At 36.9% G+C, this 18,935-nt stretch carries 12 protein-coding genes and 1 pseudogene; 8 read left to right on the forward strand and 5 right to left on the reverse strand.

Going from position 1 to position 18,935, the window contains the following annotated elements; translation table 11 throughout:
• Positions 1-690: 690 nt before the first annotated feature.
• Positions 691-8,604: a PKD-like domain-containing protein gene (locus VI621_RS06410; protein ID WP_324217555.1), complete on the forward strand. Its 7,914-nt coding sequence runs from the start codon at positions 691-693 to the stop codon at positions 8,602-8,604.
• Positions 8,605-8,705: 101 nt separating this feature from the next.
• Here VI621_RS06410 and hisS read toward each other — a convergent pair whose 3' ends face one another.
• The gene (hisS, locus tag VI621_RS06415; RefSeq protein WP_324217556.1) at positions 8,706-10,076 is read right to left on the reverse strand and encodes a histidine--tRNA ligase; all 1,371 of its coding nucleotides are present in this window, start codon (positions 10,074-10,076) and stop codon (positions 8,706-8,708) included.
• Positions 10,077-10,232: 156 nt separating this feature from the next.
• Between hisS and VI621_RS06420 the strand changes: the two genes are divergently transcribed.
• Positions 10,233-11,474 carry an ABC transporter permease gene (locus VI621_RS06420; protein WP_324217557.1) on the forward strand — a complete coding sequence of 414 codons (1,242 nt, stop codon included), beginning with the start codon at positions 10,233-10,235 and terminating at the stop codon, positions 11,472-11,474.
• Here VI621_RS06420 and prmC read toward each other — a convergent pair.
• Both prmC and VI621_RS06430 read right to left on the reverse strand, forming a co-directional pair.
• Positions 11,437-12,318, reverse strand: coding sequence for a peptide chain release factor N(5)-glutamine methyltransferase (prmC, locus tag VI621_RS06425; RefSeq protein ID WP_324217558.1), 882 nt, complete (start codon positions 12,316-12,318; stop codon positions 11,437-11,439). The two genes, VI621_RS06420 and prmC, sit on opposite strands and share 38 nt — an antisense overlap.
• Positions 12,319-12,329: 11 nt before the next feature.
• Positions 12,330-12,815 carry a GNAT family N-acetyltransferase gene (locus VI621_RS06430; RefSeq protein WP_324217559.1) on the reverse strand — a complete coding sequence of 162 codons (486 nt, stop codon included), beginning with the start codon at positions 12,813-12,815 and terminating at the stop codon, positions 12,330-12,332.
• Positions 12,816-12,843: 28 nt separating this feature from the next.
• Here VI621_RS06430 and ribD point away from each other — a divergent pair, with 28 nt between their 5' ends.
• Genes ribD through VI621_RS06445 form a run of 3 tightly spaced genes read left to right on the forward strand, consistent with a single transcriptional unit; the run spans position 12,844 to position 15,115 of the window.
• On the forward strand, positions 12,844-13,887 hold the full coding sequence (ribD, locus tag VI621_RS06435) for a bifunctional diaminohydroxyphosphoribosylaminopyrimidine deaminase/5-amino-6-(5-phosphoribosylamino)uracil reductase RibD (RefSeq protein WP_324217560.1): 1,044 nt from the start codon (positions 12,844-12,846) through the stop codon (positions 13,885-13,887).
• Positions 13,880-14,488 (forward strand): HAD family phosphatase, encoded by a 609-nt coding sequence (locus VI621_RS06440; RefSeq protein WP_324217561.1) that lies wholly within the window; start codon positions 13,880-13,882, stop codon positions 14,486-14,488. The genes ribD and VI621_RS06440 overlap by 8 nt, the downstream gene beginning before the upstream one ends.
• Before the next feature lie 15 nt (positions 14,489-14,503).
• Positions 14,504-15,115 (forward strand): YigZ family protein, encoded by a 612-nt coding sequence (locus VI621_RS06445; protein ID WP_324217562.1) that lies wholly within the window; start codon positions 14,504-14,506, stop codon positions 15,113-15,115.
• A gap of 4 nt (positions 15,116-15,119) precedes the next feature.
• On the opposite strand, the gene VI621_RS06450 is transcribed toward VI621_RS06445, so the two are convergent.
• Positions 15,120-15,527: a thioesterase family protein gene (locus VI621_RS06450; RefSeq protein ID WP_324217563.1), complete on the reverse strand. Its 408-nt coding sequence runs from the start codon at positions 15,525-15,527 to the stop codon at positions 15,120-15,122.
• A 188-nt stretch (positions 15,528-15,715) separates the two neighbouring features.
• On the opposite strand from VI621_RS06450, the gene dnaA reads away from it, so the two are divergent.
• The 3 genes from dnaA to VI621_RS06465 all read left to right on the forward strand — a co-directional run bounded on the left by dnaA (position 15,716) and on the right by VI621_RS06465 (position 18,594).
• Positions 15,716-17,143, forward strand: coding sequence for a chromosomal replication initiator protein DnaA (dnaA, locus tag VI621_RS06455; RefSeq protein ID WP_324217564.1), 1,428 nt, complete (start codon positions 15,716-15,718; stop codon positions 17,141-17,143).
• Positions 17,144-17,611, forward strand: coding sequence for a low molecular weight protein-tyrosine-phosphatase (locus VI621_RS06460; RefSeq protein ID WP_324217565.1), 468 nt, complete (start codon positions 17,144-17,146; stop codon positions 17,609-17,611). It abuts the gene before it with no gap.
• A gap of 260 nt (positions 17,612-17,871) precedes the next feature.
• Positions 17,872-18,594 carry an SAM-dependent methyltransferase gene (locus tag VI621_RS06465; RefSeq protein WP_324217566.1) on the forward strand — a complete coding sequence of 241 codons (723 nt, stop codon included), beginning with the start codon at positions 17,872-17,874 and terminating at the stop codon, positions 18,592-18,594.
• Between the two features lie 57 nt (positions 18,595-18,651).
• Here the strand turns inward: VI621_RS06465 and VI621_RS06470 are convergent.
• Positions 18,652-18,935, reverse strand: a pseudogene (locus VI621_RS06470) (peptidoglycan-binding protein LysM); the annotation flags it as partial.

Below are 18,935 nucleotides of genomic sequence, written 5' to 3' on the forward strand. Positions count from 1 at the left end.
TCTCTCCCTCAATTTCTTGATGACATCCATCAAACAAAAAGTTCCTTTTTATCCATAATTAATAAACAACAGTTTAGACTTTGGCTAACATTTTTGCAAAATAAATTTTATTCGATTCAAACGAAATATCCTTACCACTCTTGATTTTATGAATCTCTTTATAAATAGCACAACAATTTCCTGAAATTTTGCTTTGATGCCATTCGATATCAATCATTCAAAAAAATCTGTTTATTTTTCTTGTCTTCAACAACTTCAACCCGATATTCTTTAGTTCAATTTCTATTGAAAAATACTTTTTTTCAAGGTCTTTAAATCCCTTACAATTGAATTAAAGTCTAAAATTTATGAAATAGTGTAGTTAATCGATGGTTAAATTCAATTCATCGAAAACTCAGATAATTCAAGTCTACCTATTTATTAAATTATTAATTTTAAGATACTTAACCGAAACAATCATTGCATTATGATGAAAACTACCTAGTGATTTATATGAAATTCGAGTATATTCTTTTTTAGTTTCAGCTGATTTAAAAAATAATGAGTCGAATTTTTTAATTATTACGGCATCCTAAATCGTAAAAATAATAGCGCAAGTTTTTATTCAAAGATTTTATTATAGGTGGTGATTCATATATGAGTTTATTAAATACTGAAAAACATATTTGTTTAATCATTAGTCTTAAAATCATGAAAAAAATTCACCCTCTTGTAATTCTGTTGTTATTTTGTTCTTTTTATGGTTTTGGACAATGTATACCAACGATAACTCCTTCTGGTCCAATAACTTTTTGCCAAGGCGATAACGTAACATTAACCGCTTCGGTAGGTAATACCTATTTATGGTCAACAGGAGCTACAACTAGTTCTATTATTGTATCCACTTCAGGAAGTTATACAGTCACAGTCACAGATGCTAGTAGCTGTACTGATACTTCAGCACCTATAACAATTACTATAAATCCACAGCCAAATGCAGGAACTTCAGGCAATACTACTGTTTGTGATTCCAGTACTGCTGCAATCAATTTGTTTGGACTAATTTCAGGCGAAGATGTGGGTGGAACTTGGACAAGAACTACCGGAACCGGTGGAACATTCAATGCGGGCGCAGGAACTTTCACTCCGGCAGCGGGAGCCTCTTCGAGTACTTTTACCTATACAGTTACTGGAATTGCTCCATGTGTAGATGACTCAAGTGTTGCAACAATAAATATAAATCCACAGCCAGATGCAGGAACATCCAGCACTACTACTGTTTGTGATTCCAATATAGCGGCAATCAATTTGTTTGGACTCATTTCAGGCGAAGATTTAGGTGGAACTTGGGTAAGAAATACCGGAACCGGGGGAACATTCAATGCGGGCGCAGGAACTTTTACTCCGGCAGCGGGAGCCATTTCAAGTACTTTTACCTATACGATTATTGGAATTGCTACTTGTGTAAATGACGCAAGTGTTGCAACAATAAATATAAATCCACAACCAAATGCAGGAACTTCAGGCAATACTACTGTTTGTGATTCCAATACAACACCAATCAGTTTGTTTGGACTCATTTCAGGCGAAGATCTAGGCGGAACTTGGATAAGAACTACCGGAACGGGTGGAACATTCAATGCTGGCGCTGGAACATTTGCACCCGCAGCGGGAGCCTCTTCGAGTACTTTCACCTATACGATTATTGGAATTGCTCCTTGTGTAAATGACTCAAGTGTTGCAACAGTAAATATAAATCCACAGCCAAATGCAGGAACTTCAGGCAATACAACTGTTTGTGATTCCAATACAACACCAATCAATTTGTTTGGACTCATTACAGGCGAAGATCTAGGCGGAACTTGGACAAGAACTACCGGAACGGGTGGAACATTCAATGCTGGCGCTGGAACATTTGCACCCGCAGCGGGAGCCTCTTCGAGTACTTTCACCTATACGATTATTGGAATTGCTCCTTGTGTAAATGACGCAAGTGTTGCAACAATTACTATAAATCCACAGCCAAATGCAGGAACTTCAGGCAATACAACTGTTTGTGATTCCAATACAACACCAATCAATTTGTTCGGACTCATTTCAGGCGAAAATGTAGGCGGAACTTGGACAAGAACTAACGGAACGGGTGGGACTTTTAATGCTGGCGCAGGAACATTTGCACCGGCAGCGGGAGCCACTTCGAGTACTTTTACCTATACAATTATTGGAATTGCTCCTTGTGTAAATGACTCCAGTGTTGCAACTGTAAATATTACTACACTGCCAACTGCATCTATCAGTTATGCAGCACCTTTTTGTAGATCACTAACAACTGCACAAGGAATTACATTAACAGGAACCGGAGCTTATACTGGTGGAACTTATAGTTCGACGGCAGGACTGTCTATCAATCCAGTAACGGGAGCCATCACACCAAACGTCAGTTCAGCAGGAACTTATACTGTAACATATACAACCCCGGCAAGCGGAGGGTGTTCAGCAGTACCTATAACCACGAGTGTAACCATTACAGCAGTACCGACAGCATCAATAAGTTACTCAGGCACACCTTTTTGTAAATCAGTAGTGGGAGCACGAGCCGTTACTTTATCAGGAACTGGAGCCTTTACAGGAGGATTTTACAGTTCAACAACAGGATTATCCATCAGTTCAATAACAGGAGCCATCACTCCAAGTACAAGTGCTGCAGGAGTTTATACTGTAACTTATACCATTCCAGCAAGCGGAGGCTGTTCGGAAGTATCAGTTACCACAAGTGTAACCATTACAGCAGTACCAACAGCAACAATTAGTTATGCAAGCACGTCGTTTTGTAAATCAATAACAACAGCACAAAATGTTACATTGACAGGCACTGGAGCCTATACAGGAGGAACATTCAGTTCATCTCATTCAAGCTTAACAATTGATGCTTCATCAGGAGCTATTACACCAAGTACCAGCAACATAAGAACATATATTGTAACATATACTATTCCGGCAAGTGCGGGATGCTCAGCGGTATCTTTTAATACAACTGTAGATATTATAGCAACACCAACTGCAACAATTAGTTATACAAGCACATCTTTTTGCAAATCAGTGGCGACTCCACAAGTTGCTACCTTGACGGGATCAGGGAGTTATACAGGAGGCATATATAGTTCTACAGCAGGATTAACTATTGATGCAACAACCGGAGCCATCACACCAAGTTCCAGTACTGCAGGAACCTATATTGTAACCTATACCATTCCCTCAAGCGCCGGATGCTCAGCAGTATCGGTTACAAAAAGTATAACCATTACAGCAGTACCAACTGCAACAATTAATTATACAGGTATACCTTTTTGTAAATCAGTAGTCGCAGCACAAGTCGTTACTTTAGCAGGAACTGGGGCCTATACAGGAGGAGTCTATAGTTCAACAGCGGGATTATCCATCAGTCCAACAACAGGATCCATTACTCCAAGTGCAAGTGTCGCAGGAATTTATACTGTAACATATACAATCCCGGCAAGTGGAGGCTGTTCAGCAGTTCCGGTTACTACAAGTGTAACTATTACTGCAGTACCAACTGCAATAATTAGTTATTCAGGCACACCTTTTTGTAAATCAGTAGTGGCAGTACAAGGAGTTACGCTGTCAGGAACCGGAGCTTATACTGGTGGAGTTTATAGCTCTACAGCAGGATTAACAATTGATGCAACGACTGGAGCCATCACGCCAAGTTCTAGTAATGCGGGAACATACGCCGTAACCTATACCATTCCCGCAAGCGCCGGATGCTCGCCAGTGGCAGTCATTACAAGTATAACCATTACAGCAGTACCAACAGCTGCAATTAGTTATGCTAGTGCACCTTTTTGTAAATCAACAGCGACAGCACAAACCGTTACATTAACAGGAACGGGAGCTTATACAGGAGGATCATATAGCTCAACGGCAGGATTGATTATAAATTCAATAACAGGAGCTATTACACCAAGCACCAGTACCGCAGGAACATATATTGTAACATATACAACCCCTACAAGTGCAGGATGTTCAGCAGTAACAGTTACTACAAGTGTTACCATAAATGCGCAACCAAATGCAGGAACTGATGGAAATACAACTATTTGTGATTCAAGTCCCACAGTAATAAATTTGTTTAATTTGATTACTGGCGAACAACCTGGAGGAGTATGGACACAAACTTCAGGGTCTGGTGGAACATTTAATACAGCAGGTACCTTTACTCCAGCCGCAGGAGCGACATCAAGTACCTTTTTATATACACTTACAGGAACAGCTCCTTGTATAAATGATACAAGCGTAGCCACAATAACTATAAATCCACAACCAAATGCAGGAACAGATGGGAATACAACTGTGTGTAATTCTAGTTCAACTGCGATTAATTTGTTTGATCTGATTACAGGTGAAGGAACTGGCGGAGTTTGGATCCGTACTTCAGGTACTGGGGGTACGTTGGTTGCGGGAACTGGAACATTTACACCGGAACCGACTGCGATTTCAAGTACATTTACCTATACTCTTGCTGGAACAGCTCCTTGTATAAATGATTCGAGTGTAGCTACTATAATTATTATCACCCAACCAAATGCAGGAACAGATGGAAATATAACTGTATGTGATAATAGCTCGACTGCAATTAATTTGTCTGGTTTGATTACTGGCGAGCAAGTTGGAGGAACTTGGACCCGTACTTCGGGAACAGGCGGAACGTTTGTAGCAAGCACGGGTACATATACTCCAGCGATTGGAGCAACATCAAGTGAATTTACCTATACCGTTACAGGAACAGCTCCTTGTATTAATGATACTAGTCTAGCCACGGTAATCCACAAACCTACACCTTCAGCCACTGCAACACCAGCATCACAAACAATGTGTTCAGAAACTCAACTTTTAGCCGTGGCTTTATCTAGTAATGTGACTTCAACCACTATTAGTTGGACTAGAAATAATATAATTAATGTAACTGGAATTGCAGCCAGTGGAAATGGTGATATCAGTGGATATTTAACTAACAACACCATTTCTGCCCAAACCGTAACCTTCACCATTACTCCAACAGCTGATGGATGTATTGGAGCACCAATAACAGCAACTGTTGTGGTTGAAGCGGTTCCAGTAGAAGGAGCAGTTACTTTTTCAAATCTTCCAGGTGGATTAAATGTAACCACGGGATGTCAATTAGCCAGCGGTACTTTATACCTGAGTGGCAATACCGGTATTGTTAACAGATGGGAAAAATCGATAACAGGAGGAGCTTCATGGTCACCAATAGCGGGTACTAATGGCATTACACAATATAATTACTCAGGTTTAACACAAACTACAAAATTCAGGGTTGTTTTAACTAATGGATTATTATCATGCCCTGTTGTTTATTCCGATGCGGCAGAGGTAATAGTTATTCCTAACATTAAACCATCTCCGGTAAAAGCATCTCCTCCAACCATCTGCAATGGCGACTCATCAATTCTATCTTCAACAAGTGGATATGCTACCAGTCAAAATCTAGCTTCTGGTGGAGCTTTCAATACCGCAAATCCTGAAGGATGGTTGGTAGATGGCTGTGGAAATTGTTTACCTGCTGGGAATAGTAATACAGATCCTGGCCCATTTAAAGAAAGTGCAACAAATGGAGGTACTTATTCCGGTATAAATTATGTCTCAATTGGTAAGTTTGCCATTGTTCATGGTGCTTTAGATTCCAAATTAGAAACACCTATTTTTAATACTTTTGGCCTGACCAATCCAGAATTAAATTTTGATCATGCCTTTAATTTATTGGTTGGTGCATGGGTCAAAATTGAGCTTTCCTTTGATGGTGGCCTTTCATACAACACTACTTTGGCTCAGTATAGTGGCGCAAGTACTCGAACCCCATATAATGCTTTTACTCCTGAACCAGCTATTAATTTGAGTCCCTATTTAAATCAAGCAAACTTGAGAATACGATTCAATTATCATGGAGTAGGAGCAAGTTCATGGGCAGTAGATAACATTAGAATTCCAGAAGCACCTGCCGGAACTATTGCTACACAATGGATTGACAGTGTAACAGGAACTGTTATTAGCAATACATCAAATGCAACAGTATCGCCGACCGTAACAACTACCTATGCGGTAACTTCATTCCTGAATGGCTGCACAAGTTTTGGTCCTCTAGGAACTGTATATGTTACAGTAAATGTAAATCAAAGACCTACTGCAAACATAGGAGTAAATCAAACCATTTGTTATAATGGAACTGCTAATTTTAGTATTGCATTAACAGGCGTGGGTCCATGGACAATAACGTATACTGATGGTACAACACCAACAACGGTAAGTACCAGTACGAATCCATATACTTTCAATGTTAGTAATATGACAACAACTAAAACTTATACCGTTACTGCATTGATTGATTCAAGATGTACTGCCAAACCAGAAGACTTCACCGGTTCTGCAATGGTAACCGTTCTAAATGGGACACCAGGTTTATGGACAGGTTTAATAAGTACCGATTGGTTCGATTGCCGCAACTGGGCTGGCGGCTTACCATCGAGCACCATAGATGCCCAAATTCCAACAATTCCAAGTGGAAATAGTCTAAATATGCCCGTCATAGATCCTGCAAACTCTACATTTGCTGCGGCATATTCCAATATTGCCAGTGCACAAGATTTGATTATAGGAAGCGGAGCCTCTGCTAGCATGGCTACCATTGGAGTTTCAGATTTGGAAATTAGTCGCAACTGGATAAACAGCGGAAACTTTACTCCCGGAATAGGAACTGTTACATTTAAAGGTACTACTACAAATCAGGTTCAAACTATAAATGAAGGCATAAAAGCGCAAGAAGGTTTTTATAATTTAACCTTAAATAATTCAAATGGCGCCAAAGGAATAAGTGTCGCAAATGCATTTGAATTAACAGTTTTAAATAACCTCTCCTTATTAAGCGGTGATTTGCGTTTAACCGGAGAAGCCCAATTAGTTCAAGCCGGAATCGCAGCTAATACAAATGGAGGGACAGGGAAACTATTGAGAGATCAGCAAGGAACTAAAAGTAGTTTCAATTATGATTACTGGTCTTCACCAGTAAGCGCGGATAATCTTAATTATTCAATTGCTAGTATTTTAAGAGATGGTACAGATGTTTCAACATATCCATTTAATCCAAATACTATAAATTTTGGAAATGGCGTTTACTTTGCAGATGGCGCTTACACTGCAGATGGTACGGCATCAAATCCAATAAGAATTAGTAACAGTTGGATATATAAATATGCTGCCAGTACTAATAGTTATTTTTCATGGCAAGCTGTCGGAAGCGCAGGAACTATAAAAGTAGGAGAAGGTTATACTATGAAAGGAACTAATGGAACCGCATCATTTTTAACGCTGCAAAATTATGTTTTTGCGGGAAAACCAAATAATGGAAACATTTCATTAAACATCGGTCCAAATCAAAGTTATTTAATAGGAAACCCGTATCCTTCAGCTTTAAATGCAGATGAGTTCATTAAAAATAATATCAAAGATGGTCTAGGAAACGCAACATTAAATGCTTTTAATGGTGCTCTTTACTTTTGGGATCACTTTGGTGGGCAAACTCATTTTCTGGCTCAATATGTTGGAGGCTATGCTACCTATACTTTAATGGGAGGTGTAGTTGCAATAGCGAACAGTCCTTTGAATATCAATGATGGTTCGGCCGGGTTAAAAATTCCTGGAAAATATATAGCTGTGGGACAAGGATTTTTTATTCAAAGTTTTTTAGACCCTGCTCTTATAACCAACAATCCAAATTTAAGTACGGCAGTAACAGGAGGCCCAATAGCTTTCAAAAATAGTCAAAGAGCGTTTAAAGTAGAATCCGTGAGCAATTCCGTGTTCTATAGAACAGAAAATAATACTACTTCAGCTTCAGCAGATAATGACTATAGACCAAAAATTAGATTAAAATTTGATTCTCCCTCTGGGCTGCATCGACAAATATTAGTGGGTGCAGATAGCAGCACAACGAATCTTTTTGATATTGGTTACGATGCACCAATTGCAGATATAAATGGTGAGGATATGTATTGGGAATTTAGTAATTGCAAATTTGTGATTCAGGCTGTACCTGATTTTAATGTTGGTCAAATAATTCCATTAGGTCTTAATGTGACGAGTATTGGTATAAGTACCATTAAAATTGATGCTTTGGAAAATGTTCCTGAAAATACCGAAATTTTTCTACATGACAACTTAACAGGTATTTATCACGATATTAAAAATAGTGATTTTACAATTTCTCTTCCTGTTGGCGCATACAACAATCGTTTCTCTTTACGTTTTGCAAATCAAGCTCTGAATGTTGATGACAATAATTTAAATAATGGAATTTCTGTGTTTTTTACAAACAGTAATAATGTTTTAAATATCAAAAATAATAGTATCGATACAACAGTAAGTGCAGTATATCTTTTCAATATATTAGGTCAGCCTATTTCGAATTGGGACGTAGAAAACGAAGCACAACAAAACATACAAATTCCAGTTAAAAGCTTAAGCGCCGGTACTTACATTGCAAAAGTTAAAACAACCAAAGGAAATATCAGTAAAAAAATAATTATCAAATAACGGAAAATAATTTCGTAAAAAAAGCTTCCTGATATTGGGAAGCTTTTTTTATAGAAACAATATCTAAGCAATTAGTTTGTCAAATTAAACTGGTCAAAAATTTATAGCAAAGCTTCTTTCAATCCGTCAAAATCCAAAGTAATCTGTTCTCCGGAAACTAAGTTTTTCAAAGCAAATTGGTTGTTTTTCATTTCTTCTTCCCCAACGATTACTGCAAAGGGAATACTGCGCTTATCAGCATGCTGAAACTGTTTACCTACTTTCACATTATCAGGATATAGTTCTACTTTGATTCCAAAAGTCCTCAATTCCTTAATGGCTTTCATAGAATAAAAAGATTCTTTTTCACCATAATTGATAAACAATGCTTTTGATGTTGAGGTAACGGTTTCCGGAAATAAATTCAATTCTTCGATAACCAGATAAATCCGGTCCAATCCAAAAGAAATCCCCACACCACTCATATTTTTCAAACCGAAAATCCCGGTCAAATCATCATATCTTCCGCCACCGCCAATAGAACCCATCGAAACTGATTTTGGTGGAGCCACTTCAAAAATAGCACCTGTATAATAATTCAATCCTCGCGCCAGCGTTACATCTAAATCTAAAATTGAGGTACTCAATCCAAGATTCATCACGTTATCACAAATAAACTGCAACTCTGAAACTCCTTTCATTCCTTCTTCTGACAAAGCCAAAAGTTGGGATAATTTTTCTATTTTTTCCGAAATTGTTCCGGTGAAGTTGAACAAAGGCTGTACTTTGGTTATCGCTTCCGCTGAAATTCCTTTTTCAATCATTTCGGTTTTCACACCGTCTTCTCCTATTTTGTCTAACTTATCTAAAGCAACCGTAAAATCAATTAATTTATCCGAAGCACCAATAACTTCCGCAATTCCAGATAAGATTTTTCTGTTATTAATTTTGATTGTTACGCCTTCTAAACCTAAAGTCGTAAAAACAGAATCATACAATTGAACTAATTCTACTTCCTGCCATAATGAGGTAGAACCCACCACATCGGCATCACACTGATAAAACTCTCTGAAACGTCCTTTTTGCGGACGGTCAGCACGCCAAACCGGTTGGATTTGGTATCTTTTGAATGGAAATTCAATATCATTTTGGTGTTGTACTACGTAACGCGCGAATGGAACAGTTAAGTCATAACGCAATGCTTTTTCGGAAATACTTGAAGTTAATTTGTTACTCTCCCTATTTTGCAATAAAGTTTCATCAACTTTCCCTAAGTAATCCCCGGAATTCAAAATCTTAAAAATCAATCTATCTCCTTCTTCCCCATATTTCCCCATTAAGGTTTCGGAGTTTTCAAAAGACGGCGTTTCGATAGGCTGAAAACCAAATTTCTCGAAATTGCTTTTTATAATTTGAATAATATATTGACGTTTTGCCACTTCCATTGGTGAAAAGTCGCGCGTGCCTTTTGGAATACTCGGTTTTTGTGCCATTTTAATTTTAATGATTTTGAAGTTGCAAAAATAAGGTTTATTCGTTGATTTGCATATTCGTTTAGCGATAAGTTGCCAAAAAAAGCAAAACATTCGCACAAAAAATAAAAATCAGTTCACTAAAAATTATTACTTTAGTGCCTTCAAAATCCCGCTATGTTTAACCTGATTAAAGAAAATATCCGAATTGCGCTAAGTTCTATCCGAACCCAATTATTAAGAACAATTCTGACCATATTAATTATTGCTATTGGAATTACCGCTTTGGTCGGGATTTTAACGGTAGTTTCGGCACTAAAAAATACGTTATCCTCGAATTTTGCTTCGATGGGTTCGAATACTTTCAACATCAATCAATATGAAACCAGGGTAAGAAATCGTGGTGGTGATGAACTTGAAAAGATAAATCCGATTATTTCCTATCCTGAAGCCAAGGCCTTTAAGGAAAGCTACAAATATCCTTTTACGCAAACCTCACTTTCTTTTACGGCGACTTCAAGAGCTGAAGTGAAATTTGAAGCCAAAAAAACAGATCCTGAAATTTCAGTTGTAGGTGTCGACGAGCATTTTTTGAACAATTCCGGATTAGAAACCACTTTAGGAAGAAATTTTACAGGTTTTGATATTGACAATAATGCGTATGTCTGTATTGTGGGGTCAGATTTTGAAAAAGGATTACTGAAAGATGTTAATCCTATTGATAAAATTATTTCCGTTCGAGGTGCCAAATTCAAAGTTATTGGCGTACTGAAAGAAAAAGGTTCCACTTTTGGAAACAGTCAGGATTTGCGCGTTTTAATTCCGATTCAAGTGGCGCGCTCCTTATTTACAGCACCAAACATCAATTATACAATGAGCGTTATGGTAGCCAAAGAAGAATTATTAAACGAAGCAGTCGACAATGCCAGTATTACGATGCGCAGGGTTCGAAAACTAAATCCGGTCCAGGAAAATAATTTCGGAGTTTCCAGAAGTGATGATTTAATCAATAGAATATCAGAAATAACTGGAGTCTTAAGTGCATCAGCATGGATTATTGGTATCATTACTATTTTTGGTTCTTCGATTGCTTTGATGAACATTATGCTAGTTTCCGTTACCGAAAGAACAAGGGAAATCGGCGTTCGAAAAGCACTTGGCGCCAAAAGAAGTACGATTGCTTTTCAATTTTTTGTAGAAACCTTAATCATTGGACAATTGGGTGGTTTAGTCGGAATTATTTTGGGAATCCTGATTGGTTATGGCATTTCGTCAGCCATCGATTTCAGTTTTGTGATTCCATGGAGTGCTATTGTTGCGGCGTTTATTACTACGTTTATCGTTGCAGTGGTTTCCGGTTCTTATCCGGCATTAAAGGCTTCTAAACTAGATCCGATTGAAGCTTTGCGTTACGAGTAGCTTTCGTCATCCTATCATTTCCATAAATATCTTTTCGAAGTTCTATATTTTTGAAATTCAGATTTTGAAGCAATGCAATCATTTCTTTTCCAAGATATTGGTTGATTTCAAAGTACAATTGTCCGTTCTCGGAAAGATTCTTTTGTGCTAAATCAGCAATTTTTGTATAGAAAATCAAAGCGTCGTTGTCTTCGACAAAAAGCGCCAAATGTGGTTCATTATTTAATACATTTTTCTTGATTTCCTCTTTTTCTAAATTCCGAACATAAGGCGGATTAGAAACAATAATATCAAATTGTTGTTCTAAATCTTCCGTGGTAAGAATGTCTTTTTGAATAAAAATAATGTTCACATTATTCCGTTTTGCATTTTTTTCGGCTGTAGCCAAAGCTTGCTCCGAAACATCAATCGCGTAAACCTGAGCATTCGGCAGATTTTTAGCCAATGAAATTGCAATACAGCCACTACCGGTTCCAATGTCTAAAATCTTTAAATCCTTCAATCCTTTAATCTTTGAATCTTCTTTAATAATCCAATCGACCAATTCTTCGGTTTCCGGTCTTGGAATCAATACATTTTCATTGACTTCAAAATCCAAACCGTAGAAACTGGTTTTACCTAAAATATATTGAATGGGAATTTCGAGTTTTAATTCCTCCAAAATAGCATCCCAATTTTGAATTGCATCCTCAGAAAAAATCAAATCAGGATTTAGAGCCAAATCAATTCTTTTCATCTGAAGCTTTTCTTCTAAAATCAAATAGAAAAAACTTTCCGCTTCACCGGCATCATAAATCGGTGTGAGTTCTTGGATAAAATGGGTACGGTATTCTCTAATTTTCATTTTAAATAAACTTATAATTCCTTAATCATCCAAACCGGACAAGAAGTATGTCCCGTATTTCCCATAGGCTCGCAAAGATATTCAAAACCCACTTTTTTATAAAGCTTTTGGGCAGCTTCCATATAGGGCATCGTTTCGAGATAGCATTTTTCGAACCCAAAATCTTTGGCGCTTTGCAAGCATCGTTCCATCATTTGCGCACCTAAACCTAAGCCACGGGCTTCGGGCAGAAAATACATTTTTTGTAATTCGCAAATCGTTTTCGCTTCGTTTTCAAGTTGACTCACTCCTGCCACTCCAATAATTTTTCCGTTATTTTCAGCCACAAAATAAACTGCTTTTGACTTATTATAGGCTTCAAACATGAAGTCCAATTGCGGATCAGCATAGGCCGTCCCTACTTTTGGAACGTTCAATTCTATCAAAACAGTTCTGACAACCTGAGCTACAGCAGCGTTATCCTCTTTTTGAATTTCTCTAATAATTATACTTTTCATTCTGTTTTTAAAATGGTATTTTTGTGAGGTGAAGATACATGAAAAATACATAAAACGCTGTATAGATTTAGCCAAAAATGGCTTAGGAACCACTTATCCTAACCCATTGGTTGGGAGTGTAATTGTATTTGAAAATAAAATTATAGGCGAAGGCTGGCATAAAAAATCAGGCGAACCCCATGCCGAAGTCAATGCGATAAATTCCGTAAAAGACAAATCATTATTAAAAAAAGCCACAATTTATGTGAGTTTAGAACCCTGTAGTCATTTTGGAAAAACGCCACCGTGCTGCGATTTGATTATTCAGCATCAAATTCCAAATGTAGTTATCGGAACCATTGATCCAAATATAAAAGTGGCAGGCAACGGAATAAAAAGATTAATTGAAGCCGGAAAAAATGTAACTATTGGCATTCTGGAAGACGAATGTCATGAATTGAACAAACGCTTTTTTACTTTTCATCAAAAGAAAAGACCTTATATTATTTTGAAATGGGCCGAAAGTCAAGATGGTTTTATTAGTCCAAAAGAAAAATCAGAACAAAAACCCGTTTGGATTACCAATACCTATTCCAGACAGCTGGTTCATAAATGGCGAAGCGAAGAACAGGCAATCCTTGTCGGAACACAAACTGTTGTTGATGACAATCCAAAACTGAATGTAAGGGACTGGACTGGAAGTCATCCCGTTAGAATTGTTATCGACAGAAACAATCGTATTTCAAAAGAAAGTTATATCTTTGATAGTCCGGTGAAAACCATTATTATTTCGAATTCAATATTTCCTTCTATAAAAGACAATATTCAGTTCGAAAAGATTGATTTCGAAAAGAAAGTCGCTGAACAAATTGTTCGCGTTTTATATCAGCACGAAATCCAATCCGTAATTATTGAAGGCGGTAGACAAACCTTGCAGACATTCATAGATTCGAACTTTTGGGACGAAGCGAGGGTTTTTAAAGGAAATTTAGATTTAAAAAACGGAACGAAAGCACCTATTTTAAATACAAAAAACATAGAAAAACAATCAATACACAATGATGAACTTTTAATCTTTCGAAACTATGATTAATACAATTATTTTTGATTTTGGAGATGTTTTTATCAATCTCGATAAAGAAGCTCCAATTGCTGAGTTTTCAAAATTAGGTTTAAAAGAATGGTCAGATGATTTAAAAGAACTCAACTTACAATTTGAAATAGGAAAAATTTCGGAACTTCAGTTTATAGAAGGATTCCAGAAACATTTACCCGACGCTACAATAGAAGACATTCGTTATGCATGGAATTCCATTATATCAGAGCACCCGATGCCTTTATACCGATTGGAATTTCTTCAAATGCTTTCGCTAAAATACCGCTTGTTTTTGTTGAGCAATACAGATCCTATGCATATCGAGAAATTTCAGCATAAAGCAGGAATGTCCTTTTACCGGGATTTTTATCAGTGCTTTGAAAAAGTCTATTTTTCTTTCGAGTTGGGTCTGCGAAAACCCGATGTAGAGATTTTTAATTATATTATCAAAAAACACGACTTATCGCCAAAACGAACTTTATACATTGATGACAGTAAAGAAAATACAGATGTCGCTGCCTCGGTTGGCCTTAAAGTTTGGAACTTGCAGTTAGGTAAGGAAGATGTCGTTGATTTGTATGATAAAAAAATAATTTAGAAGCATTACCCTCTTTTGGAATTTAAAGACACCTACAAAACCATCGGATTTCCTTCGTCAGCAGTTTTATTTAAAGAAAAGAATAGCAAATTCTTTGGATATGCTTTTCCTGTTTCTACCGAATCCGAAATAAAAACTCATTTAGAACAGTTAAGAAAAGAGCATTTTGGTGCTGGTCATTTTTGTTATGCTTATCAAATGGGGACTGATAAAATCTCTTTTCGGGCAAATGATGATGGCGAGCCCAGCAATAGTGCGGGAATGCCCATTTATGGTCAGATCCAATCTTTTGGGTTGACTAATATTTTAATCGTGGTTGTTCGTTTTTTTGGAGGCGTGAAATTAGGTGTGGGCGGATTGATTTCTGCATATAAAACAACAGCTCAAATGGCTTTGGAAGTTTCGGAGATTATCGAAAAAACAATTGATGTCCATTACCTTATTTCTTTCGATTACAAAAACATGAACAAAGTCATGCGTGTCATCAAAGAAAAAAATCTGGAAATCATTGCCCAAAAAATGGAATTGAGTTGTGAAATTGAAATCGCAACGCGAAAAAAAAATGCCGAAATGGTATTCGACATTTTTAATTCTTTGTTTGAAATTACTATAAAAAAAATAGATTAATTTTTTAGTCTTCCATCGCTTCCAAAAGCTCTTTTATGTATTCCGGTGGAGCAGTCGGGCGACCCGTTTTCAGGCTTACAAACACCAAAATAAATTGAGCCGTTGTTAATAACTCATTTTCCTCGTTGAGTATCTCACAATCAAATTCTATCTTGACAGACGTCTGGCTTTTAAACGTAGTTTTAACCGTCAGCAATTCATCATAACGCGCTGATTTTTTGTAGTTAATGTTCATAGATACAATAGGAAGCGCAATCCCTTTTTCTTCCATACTTTTATAGGAAACTCCTTTGTTTCTGAGCCATTCCACTCTTCCCATTTCAAAATAAGGAATGTAATTTCCGTGATAAACCACGCCCATTTGATCCGTTTCTGAGTACCGGACGCGCACTTGAATTTGATGTTCTTTCATACTATATATTTCAATTATTTTATCTTTTTTAAAAATACCCTTACAACAATATTTTCAAAAAATCAATCTGTCTTTTATTTTTTTTTAACGATTTTTGTTCACATATTTGTGTTCCCTAAAAAACACAAAAGAAGTTCATTTTCTTTTGTAAGATAAACATTGATAATAACACTAATTTAAAAGAATATATGAGCAAAACTGCGCAATCAGTATGGGAAAACTGTCTGTCTTTCATAAAAGACAATATTCAAGATCAAGCTTATAAGACTTGGTTTGAACCTATTAAATCAGTTGAGCTAACCGATAACGCATTATATATTCAAGTACCTAGTAAATTTTTCTACGAATGGTTGGAAGAGCACTATGTAAAATTATTAAAAGTGGCATTAACCAAAGAACTCGGAAAAAACGCAAAGTTACTCTATAAAATTAAAATGGAAAACACTTATGGCAATAAACAACCGTTTACGGAACAATTGCCAAGTGCCCATAGAGGTCCGATGAAAGCACAAGAAGTCGATGCGCCATTTAAAAACCTAAGCCCTGAATTAAAAAATCCATTTGTAATTCCTGGTATTAGAAATTTAAAAATCGAATCACAACTTAATGCCAATTATAGTTTTGACAATTTCCTTGAAGGAGATTCAAACAGATTAGCACGTTCAGCTGGTATGGCTGTTGCCAACAAACCAGGCGGAACTTCATTTAATCCTTTATTAATCTTCGGAGGTGTTGGTCTAGGTAAAACGCATTTAGCGCACGCTATTGGCGTTGAAATTAAAGACAAATATCCGGAAAAAACGGTTTTATACATTTCTGCTGAAATATTTACGCAACAATATATTGATTCGGTTAAGAAAAACAATAGGAATGATTTCATACATTTCTATCAGTTAATTGATGTTTTAATTATTGATGACGTTCAGTTTCTTTCAGGTAAATCAGGAACACAAGATGTGTTTTTCCACATTTTCAACTATTTACACCAAAATGGAAAACAGGTAATTTTGACTTCGGACAAAGCACCCGTTGACATGCAAGATATTGAGCAACGTTTATTATCCCGTTTCAAATGGGGACTTTCCGCGGAAATACACCAACCCGATTACGAAACCAGAATTTCGATTTTAAAGAATATTCTGTACCGTGATGGCGTTGAGATTCCTGAAGATATTATCGAATATGTTGCTAAAAACATCAAATCGAACGTAAGAGAATTAGAAGGTGCCATTATTTCATTAATCGCACAATCCTCTTTCAACAAAAAAGAAGTTACTTTAGATTTAGCCAAACAAGTCGTTGAGAAATTCGTAAAGAATGTAAAACGCGAAGTTTCGATTGATTATATTCAAAAAACCGTTTCCGATTATTTTCAATTGGACTTAGAAACGCTACAATCTAAAACCAGAAAAAGACACGTGGTACAAGCAAGACAATTGGCAATGTTTTTTGCAAAAAAATTCACCAAAGCTTCTTTAGCGAATATCGGTTCTCAAATTGGGGATCGCGATCACGCAACGGTTTTACACGCTTGCAAAACAGTAGACAATCTAGTTTCTACCGACAAGCAATTCAAGAAATATGTAGAAGACATTCACAAGAAACTATCGCTATAAATGCCTGTCAAAATCTTAATGGTCTGCCTGGGAAATATTTGTCGTTCGCCATTGGCAGAAGGACTTTTAGCCTCCAAACTTCCTAAAGACAAATTCACAGTCGATTCTGCCGGAACCGGTCCTTGGCATGTCGGAAAACAACCTGACGAGCGCTCTATCGCTGCTGCGTTAAAAAATGGCTTGGACATTTCCAATCAAAGAGGCCGTCAATTCTCGATAAGCGACTTCGATACTTTCGATTATATTTATGTGATGGACAGCAGTAATTATGACGATGTTCTTTTTTTAGCCAAAACAGAAAAGCATAAAAAGAAAGTTCATCTGATTTTGAATGAATTATTTCCAGATGAAAATGTAGACGTCCCAGATCCGTATTATGGTTTGCAAAACGGTTTTGATACCGTCTACGAAATGCTTGACGAGACTTGTGACATTATTGCAAAAAAACTAATAAAGCTTCACGGTTAATTTTTTCAGAAGCTATTCCGGCTGTCCGCTCCAAGCTCTACTTTCAAAACCTCTTTTTTCTAAAAAAATAACAGGAGCTTCTTTGGTCGCTCTGTTCTTTTAATAAAAAAGGTTTTTAAAACTTCGAGGCTTTCCACTCCCATCTGGGCTAGGCCACAATTCTAAAGAGAACACAATTCCAAAAACTACAACAAATGGATTCGTTGCCATAAAAAAACAATCATAATTTCATTACCTTCGCCGTTAATAAATTACACAACATGAAACCCACTACTTTTTTAGGAAAACTATACCTTATTCCAACCACTTTGGGCGAAGGCGACCCTATGGACGTGTTGCCTCAAACCGTAAAAAGAGCGGTAGATTTTATTGACGATTATATTGTTGAAAATGAAAAAACAGCAAGAAAATTTATAAAAAGCATTAATCCCGAAAAAGTGCAGGCAACATTACGATTAAGTGCTTTAAACAAACATACCGAAAAATCAGAACATGCCGAAATGATCAAGCCTTTATTAGAAGGCAAAAACATTGGTTTAATGTCTGAAGCTGGTTGCCCAGGCGTAGCTGACCCCGGCGCGGTAATTGTAAAACTGGCACATGAAAAAGGTATTCAGGTAGTGCCGCTGGTTGGCCCCTCCTCTATTCTGTTAGCTATTATGGCTTCCGGAATGAACGGTCAGAGTTTTGCATTTAATGGATATCTTCCAATAGATAAGTCCGAGAAGAAAACAGCTCTGAAAAATTTGGAAAAATTATCCCAGGACAAAAACCAATCCCAGATTTTTATCGAAACACCTTTTAGAAACAATAAAATGTTGGAAGATATTCTACTGGCGGTAAGCCCTTCCACCCATGTTTGTATCGCAACGGATATCACTTTACCAACAGAATACATCAAAACCATGAGGGCTTCCGATTGGAAAAATGTCAAGATCGATTTACACAACCGACCAACAATATTTATTATTCACAAAATGTAAGACATAAAAAAAACCTGTCTTTCGACAGGTTTTTTTATTTTTATTTAAAAGAATGAATTATCGTACTCGGGCATTGTTATTTGCCACAATTCCAGAAGTTTCATACCCTGCAAAATCTCTCATGTATTGTTTTACAGAAGTTCCGTAACTATCTCTGGATTTGCGTTTTCCATTGCTCTTCAAAAATTTCTTCACTGAACCAGCTCCACCAAGATGTGCAGCAGCCAATATTCCGGATTCCGTTACGCGAACGCCGCCAACGATTTCTCCTTCATATTTTTCTATTTCGTCCTTCAACTCCCATTTGTTTTTGGCTAAAAGTGCCACAAATGCTTTTTCCT

The organism is Flavobacterium sp., from assembly GCF_035292545.1.
In the GTDB taxonomy this organism is placed as follows: domain Bacteria; phylum Bacteroidota; class Bacteroidia; order Flavobacteriales; family Flavobacteriaceae; genus Flavobacterium.

Coding starts and splice junctions, on each gene's coding strand:
- VI621_RS06410 (WP_324217555.1), top strand. CDS start 691: ATGAAAAAAATTCACCCTCTTGTAATTCTGTTGTTATTTTGTTCTTTT.
- hisS (WP_324217556.1), bottom strand. CDS start 10,076: ATGGCACAAAAACCGAGTATTCCAAAAGGCACGCGCGACTTTTCACCA.
- VI621_RS06420 (WP_324217557.1), top strand. CDS start 10,233: ATGTTTAACCTGATTAAAGAAAATATCCGAATTGCGCTAAGTTCTATC.
- prmC (WP_324217558.1), bottom strand. CDS start 12,318: ATGAAAATTAGAGAATACCGTACCCATTTTATCCAAGAACTCACACCG.
- VI621_RS06430 (WP_324217559.1), bottom strand. CDS start 12,815: ATGAAAAGTATAATTATTAGAGAAATTCAAAAAGAGGATAACGCTGCT.
- VI621_RS06440 (WP_324217561.1), top strand. CDS start 13,880: ATGATTAATACAATTATTTTTGATTTTGGAGATGTTTTTATCAATCTC.
- VI621_RS06450 (WP_324217563.1), bottom strand. CDS start 15,527: ATGAAAGAACATCAAATTCAAGTGCGCGTCCGGTACTCAGAAACGGAT.
- dnaA (WP_324217564.1), top strand. CDS start 15,716: ATGAGCAAAACTGCGCAATCAGTATGGGAAAACTGTCTGTCTTTCATA.
- VI621_RS06460 (WP_324217565.1), top strand. CDS start 17,144: ATGCCTGTCAAAATCTTAATGGTCTGCCTGGGAAATATTTGTCGTTCG.
- VI621_RS06465 (WP_324217566.1), top strand. CDS start 17,872: ATGAAACCCACTACTTTTTTAGGAAAACTATACCTTATTCCAACCACT.